Origin of the sequence: Thioclava arctica (assembly GCF_040892615.1) — a bacterium.
Lineage (GTDB): Bacteria > Pseudomonadota > Alphaproteobacteria > Rhodobacterales > Rhodobacteraceae > Thioclava > Thioclava arctica.
The window spans coordinates 63,307-69,306 of the sequence record NZ_JBFRYC010000016.1 but is presented as its reverse complement, the minus strand read 5'-3'; the positions used below and the strand labels follow the sequence as shown (position 1 = coordinate 69,306).

Sequence of the window (6,000 nt, the reverse complement as noted above, 5' to 3'; positions counted from 1 at the left end):
ACCGCGCGTTCCCTTTGCGTGAGGGCGGAATCCTGACGTGCTGCGGCCTCCCGGCGCGCCTCAAGCGCTTCTTGCTCCATTTCAATCTGTTTTGCCTTCTGGCTCTGTGCCTGTTCCTTTTTCTCTAACGCCTGAGACTTTTTGCGATTTGAAAGAACCAAGTCCCGCTGTGCGGCTTCAACCTTTGCGATGTGCTCTGCCTGCGCCTTGCGCAAGCCATATTGCACAGTCGAGAGCCGTTCCTTTCTGGGGCCATGCCGCAGCAGGCCACAGGGTTTTCCAACGGCCTCATAATATCTGTCCTGAAAGGACGTCATCGCGGCCTCGTAGGCTGCTTTGTCTGAGTGTTTCCGTGATTGTGTCTTACGTTTGAGGTGCAGATGCTTGTCGTTCTTGCGCTTCCAGGCGTCGAGCGCTTCCGCATTGCGCTGCTCGATCTCGGCGCAGCTCTCCTCCCATGCTGCGAGATCCTCAACATATGCCGCTTCGCGTTTGGCCTGTGTCATGCGGTTCTTTGAGGGTTTAGGGCGCTTGGGTTTGGAGGGCCGGGGCTCGAGTTCCGGGCGGGGCAGGGAGGTGATTGTCTGTGCTGGCCCGTGCTCCTCTCTCCACTGTGCGGCCGCGCATTTTCCGACATGAAGCTTGTTTGCGCTTAGTTTCGGATCCGCCATGTTGAGCGCGAGAATGTGGATATGGACGTATTTCTCATCGAGATGTAGCACGGCGGAAAACTCGATGCCCGGTGGCATCCGAGATACGAAATCCTTCACCACCAAGCGCATCCATTTATTCACTTCCGCGCGGTCGTCTTTGGAGCATGCGCGATATTCTTCGGATGTCATCGGATGCGAATGGATTTCGGTATAAAGCGTTGGGGCATCCGATTTGAGACCGCGTTCGTAACTACCACCGTTTCTCTGTTGCACGGTCTCCCGGATCGCGGCGCGCCTTGTGTCATGGTGGGCGCGCAGATCGGTCAGAGGGATCGCGCCGGGCCACTTTATCTCGGCGGGGGTGCGTGGCGCGGGCACATGATCACAGTAGCGCGGCTCGCGCAGAGCTTCACCGAAGACCTGATTGAGGTCGTTGAAGTGATCGTTCGTGCCGGCCACCTTGGTCGACTTCAGACTGTAGGTCTGGATATGAACAAATTGATAGGCCATGGCGCGGGTTCCTTGCGTGACATGGCAATCCATTTAGAATCGGTTCATGAAAATCCGTAGCGGAAAAATGAATGTCTTGATGTGGGAATGTGGATAACCTAGCATATTGATAAGGTTGCGAAATTCTATTTCGCAAATGGGCCCGGGCAAAGCCAGGCACAGTGACAGACTGTAGGTAGCTGAAGCTACCTGTCTGCCCCTAACGCCGGGGAGGCGCTCCGTCGGCTCGATAACATGCGGTGCATATATATTATCGATCCAACTGCGCGGCTGGCGATGCCAGCCTTGCACAAGCGCCACGCCAGGGCGCGGCGACAAAAAGGCTGATCGCTCTAAACGCGATCGCACATGGGCGAAGATATCCGCGAAGCCGATGTCGTGTGGCTCGGCGCTCGAACCGTCTCGCCGGTCAGCAGGCGCCTGGAGCGCGCAGATCGCGTCGGAGGTGACCCCGAAGGATGCCGGGGCCGCGATTGCGGTGCGTCAGGATGAACTGGTCGTTTCTCCCGCACATTCCTTTCCAGCATGTCAGATCTGCCGTGGGGTTGCGTCAGATCTCAAGTCGCGACACGCGCCAGTCGCCGGTGTAGCCACGCCGCAGATGCGCCGCGACAAGCTGGAATCCGCTCTGTGGCCAGCCGCGCGGGGTATCGATGAGCACCAATTCCGCGATGCCGTATCCGTGCTCAGCCAAATCCCGTAGCCGCGCCTTGGTGGTGATATTCACGATTGGCACCAGCCAAACGATATGCTCGGAGATTGTCATCGCGTGGAGTGTAAAGCTGCGGATCTTCGACCAAGGCGGGTTCGTCATGATCCAGTCGACCGGATCGCTCCACGCGAGGAAATCCCGACCCAGCGCCAGCTCGCACCAAGAGCGTTCGACATGATCGGGAAACTGGTCGTAAAACGCGCCCGCGCCCCGCGCCGGGTCGAGCACATGCCCGGACATCCGGTCTGCGAAATGTGCGATGATCCTGGCCGCCAGATCCGGGGGCGTCATCACCAGGTCGCGGGCGGGATCATTCGTTGCAGGGACCAACCCCGGATTCCTAGCTGCTGGCTCCGGACGTAGGGCCTGACGGATTCCGAGGACAGAAAGAACCCGCAGCAACGTCTCAACCCTGCCGGTCAGGTCGCTCTCAAGCGCGATGATCGTCGGTCGCGAGCAACCGACCTTTTCCGCCAGCGCGCGCTGGCTGAGACCGCGCATTCGTCGCCGCCGCGCAAGGTCCGGGCCGGCTGCCATGTCATGAAACCAAGACCACCGCAGTTGCAGGCAGGGCAGGGTGCGCGAGAGCGACCCGATGCTGCCCTTTCCCTGTTCGAGATTGCGCAACGTCGGGATGCTGATGCCCGCCGCTTTGGCCACGCTCGCTTGGGTCAAGGAAAGGTTGCGGCGACGATCCCGCAGGAGGGGGAGTGGAGGCATGGAAAACTATCCTTGCTTTTTAAGCGGGCATGATGGAAAGATTGTTTTACTTTTGGCGAAGAGACATGACGTCGTCAATTGCCGACCCTGCGGGATCAACGCGAAGAGTTGAGACGAAATGAACACCAGTGGCCAACTGATATCGAATGACCGTGTCCGATGCCGCGCGAGGCGGTTTAGCGTCAAACGAAACTAAGACGGCTAGCAGCCCTTTCACGACATTCCTGTAGGTGCACAGGAAGCTCAAGGATTGGCCATGAGGGCGAAAGCGGAAGTTCGCTGCGAGTGCAATTCGCTCCTCAAACTTCGTGAAGCGGCCATTTAAGATTTTCATCCATGATGATGTGACGACGTTCGCCAATGGGGCTGTTCTGCCAAAAGTGTTCGCAGCAGGTTAGGGTCCAGACTCATAACCAGAATATGACGGTTGCGGCGAGTGCGATAGCGGAAAGGAATACCTTAGGGCACCTGTCATAGCGCGTTGAGATGCGTCTCCAATCTTTGAGGCGGCCAAACATTCTCTCAATCCGATTGCGACGTTTGTAGCGACGCTTGTCGTATTTGATGGTTTTGCTGCGTGACTTGCGGCCTGGGATACATGGAGTGATACCCCTGTCTATTAAGGCCTCTCTGAACCAATCGGCGTCATAGCCGCGGTCGGCGAGTAGCCATTCAGCATCTGGCAGACAGCTCAACAAAGCTGCAGCGCCGGTGTAATCACTCACCTGACCCGCAGTAATAAAGAACTGGATTGGGCGACCGCTGGTATCCGTGACGGCATGCAACTTGGTGTTCATACCACCCTTGGTCTGCCCGATCAGACGTCCACGCCCCCCTTTTTGAGCCCCAGGCTTGAGGCTGTGCGGTGCGCTTTGAGATAAGTCGCATCAATTGAGATGGTCTTATTGTCGGGTGCCTCTGCCGCCAATCCCGTCATGATCCGCGCGAACACCCCCATGTCACTCCATCGCTTCCAACGGTTATACAATGTCTTGGGCGGACCATATTCCGCGGGAGCATCACTCCAACGTAAACCATTGCGATTAATGAAGATAATTCCGCTCAATACGCGCCGGTCGTCTACCCGCGGCTTACCTCGGCTCTTGGGGAAGTACGGTTTAAGTCGTCCCATTTGTTCCTCACTCAGCCAATACAGATTGCTCATCATACCCCCAAATATTTGGGGGTCCTGAATCATAGCAATGAGTCAGCATCAAGCCGATTTATGGGTCCAGACCCTAGGATACGGCAGCCGAAATATCCGCCCGCAACAAATGCGTCCGGACCTCCACGCCGAGTCCATCAGATCGCACAGATTCAGAGGTTTACATGCAAGATCGCTACGCTGGTGATGTCGGGGACTTCGTAAAGCTCGGGCTTCTACGTGCTGTTTCTCCTGGCCGGAAGCTGGGTGTCGCCTGGTATCGATTTCCCGATGAAGCGCATAATGATGATGGTCGGCACATTGGCTATCTCAACCGGCAGGAGGAATACGAGGCTCTTGATCCGGAACTGTTCCACCACCTCAAGGATATCGTAAGTCGTGAGCGTTCGATCGCGTCGCTTCTACCAGTTTTGAAAGATGCTGCCTCTTCTGATGAAAGCCTCGACATGACCGGCATCACAGTAAAAGCGCGCAGAGCTTGGCGACGGGAATGGTTCTCCAACGTGATTGACCAACTTTCAGCATGCGACCTTGTGTTCGCAGATCCTGATAACGGCATCATCGATGATCAGGACAAACGAAAAGGAGCGGCAAAGTTCGGAAAACAGATGCCCTTGCAGGAAGTCCAGGCCCTCACCTGCGGAAGATGTGCAGTGATCTATCACCACAATACCCGCCGACCGGGCGGGCACGATGCCGAGGTCGATTTTTGGCTTGAAGAGTTTGGTCTACCTGGGTTCGCCGTGCGTGCAGCACGATATAGTCCAAGGACATTCTTCGTTCTTAACCCTGATGAAGAAATTCGGAAAAGGGCTAAGGATTTCTGTGCGCGGTGGGCCGGGATGCGAGTATGGCTACATGAATGAAATGTGGGAAACAGCTTGCTTCTCCCGATAGCAGGGACATGTAACTTGCCGCCGACGTGGTCCCAACCTCCGCGCGCGGCAGGTATGGGTAGACATCAAGGTCCAGCTTCGGTCGCCGTTTATCGACCTGACAGAGGACGAGATGTTTGACTGCATCGAACCCAACCGCACCCAATTGCAGCGCCTTCGTCACGGCGGCATGCAGATCGTCGATGTCGAAGGTCTCGAGCAGGCGCAGAACCTGAACATACTCGCGGCGCCCGGCCTTTATCATCCGCGCCTCCATCAGGCGGCGCAGGGTCGCGAATGCCGGCGGCAGGTCCCATTCCGCCAGGGGGCTGCCTGGTCGAGGGCGTTGATCTTACGCTCGATCAGCGGAAGATAATGCACCGGGTCGAAGACCATGTCCTCACGCTCGTAACAGCGGGGATGGCGTGCGATCACTTCGCCACCGCAGCCGATGACCACCTCCCCGACATAACCGCGGATCCAGACGTCGCGGTGGCCATAGGCGACCGGCACCGAGTAATCGTTGGTCTTGTAGCGCACCAGCGCTTGCGAACTGACCCGTCCGGTAGCCTGATCGCAGGCGTCGAACTGCGCCGTAGGAACTTCGGACATCGCCGACAAATCTCGCGCAAGGCGTTGTCCGATCGTCTCGGACTGGCCGCGCAGGATATCCGCCTGGCGCTTGCGGCACTGGCCTTCCAAATCGGCATTGAACGCGTCCCAAGAGGTGAACCGCAGGATCGGGACCATGAAGTTGCGGCGGGAGTAGTCGACCAGACCTTCCGCATTGCCCTTGTCGTTGCCTTTGCCGGGACGGCCGTAGCGATCACGGAACAGGTAATGTGCCCTCCAGATTATTCGCCGTCATGATCCAGATGACCCGCGACATGTCGACAGGAATGCGCAGATACCCAACGCTGAGGTGGCCGCTGTGCATCCCAAGGCGATGCCGGTGATCCTGACCAAGCCCGACGAATGGCAAGTTTGGCTAAGTGCTCCAATCGAGGCTGCGCAAGGGCTGCAAAGGCCTATGCCCGATGGCGATCTGGTCTGTATTGAGGATCAGTAGCACATGGACTGTGTGCGTGTCCGAAATAGCGATGCCGTAGATCGGGAAAATGTAGGCTTTGCAAAATCAGGTCCCCCAGACGTGGAGAGTAGGTGCAACCGGGCCTGACTTGCGCTGGATCCGATCATTCTGATGTGACGTGGCAGTCCCGGAAGGTCGCTTGTTCAACTGGCGCACGAGGCAAGGCCGCAAGGACCTCTTAGAAGAATTGTGCGAAAAAACGGCTTTGAGAGCCGTCGTGTGGCCTTCTGAGCCAACAAACTCAGGGGCCTCGCCTGCCAATCGCATCTTGCGAA

At 57.4% G+C, this 6,000-nt stretch carries 5 protein-coding genes and 1 pseudogene; 2 read left to right on the top strand and 4 right to left on the bottom strand.

Features of this window, described 5'->3' with window-relative positions; genetic code table 11:
* The 3 genes from AB4874_RS17965 to AB4874_RS17955 all read right to left on the bottom strand — a co-directional run.
* Positions 1–1,163: plasmid recombination protein (locus AB4874_RS17965; RefSeq protein WP_368393013.1), on the bottom strand; the 1,163-nt coding region annotated here is incomplete at its 3' end.
* Positions 1,164–1,713: 550 nt separating this feature from the next.
* Positions 1,714–2,595, bottom strand: coding sequence for a helix-turn-helix domain-containing protein (locus tag AB4874_RS17960; RefSeq protein ID WP_368393012.1), 882 nt, complete (start codon positions 2,593–2,595; stop codon positions 1,714–1,716).
* Positions 2,596–3,002: 407 nt separating this feature from the next.
* Positions 3,003–3,760, bottom strand: a protein-coding gene (locus tag AB4874_RS17955; RefSeq protein ID WP_368393011.1) for an IS5 family transposase whose coding sequence is annotated in 2 segments (ribosomal slippage) — positions 3,003–3,442 and positions 3,442–3,760 — 759 coding nt in all. Because the reading frame shifts where the segments join, the coding sequence is not laid out codon by codon here.
* A 164-nt stretch (positions 3,761–3,924) separates the two neighbouring features.
* Here AB4874_RS17955 and AB4874_RS17950 point away from each other — a divergent pair.
* Positions 3,925–4,626, top strand: coding sequence for a hypothetical protein (locus tag AB4874_RS17950; RefSeq protein WP_368393010.1), 702 nt, complete (start codon positions 3,925–3,927; stop codon positions 4,624–4,626).
* Here the strand turns inward: AB4874_RS17950 and AB4874_RS17945 are convergent.
* Positions 4,574–5,481 (bottom strand): annotated as a pseudogene (locus tag AB4874_RS17945) (Mu transposase domain-containing protein); the annotation flags it as partial. The gene AB4874_RS17950 and the pseudogene AB4874_RS17945 sit on opposite strands and share 53 nt — an antisense overlap.
* An 85-nt stretch (positions 5,482–5,566) precedes the next feature.
* Between AB4874_RS17945 and AB4874_RS17940 the strand changes: the two are divergent.
* Positions 5,567–5,704, top strand: coding sequence for a hypothetical protein (locus AB4874_RS17940; protein WP_368393009.1), 138 nt, complete (start codon positions 5,567–5,569; stop codon positions 5,702–5,704).
* The last annotated feature ends 296 nt before the right edge of the window (positions 5,705–6,000 follow it).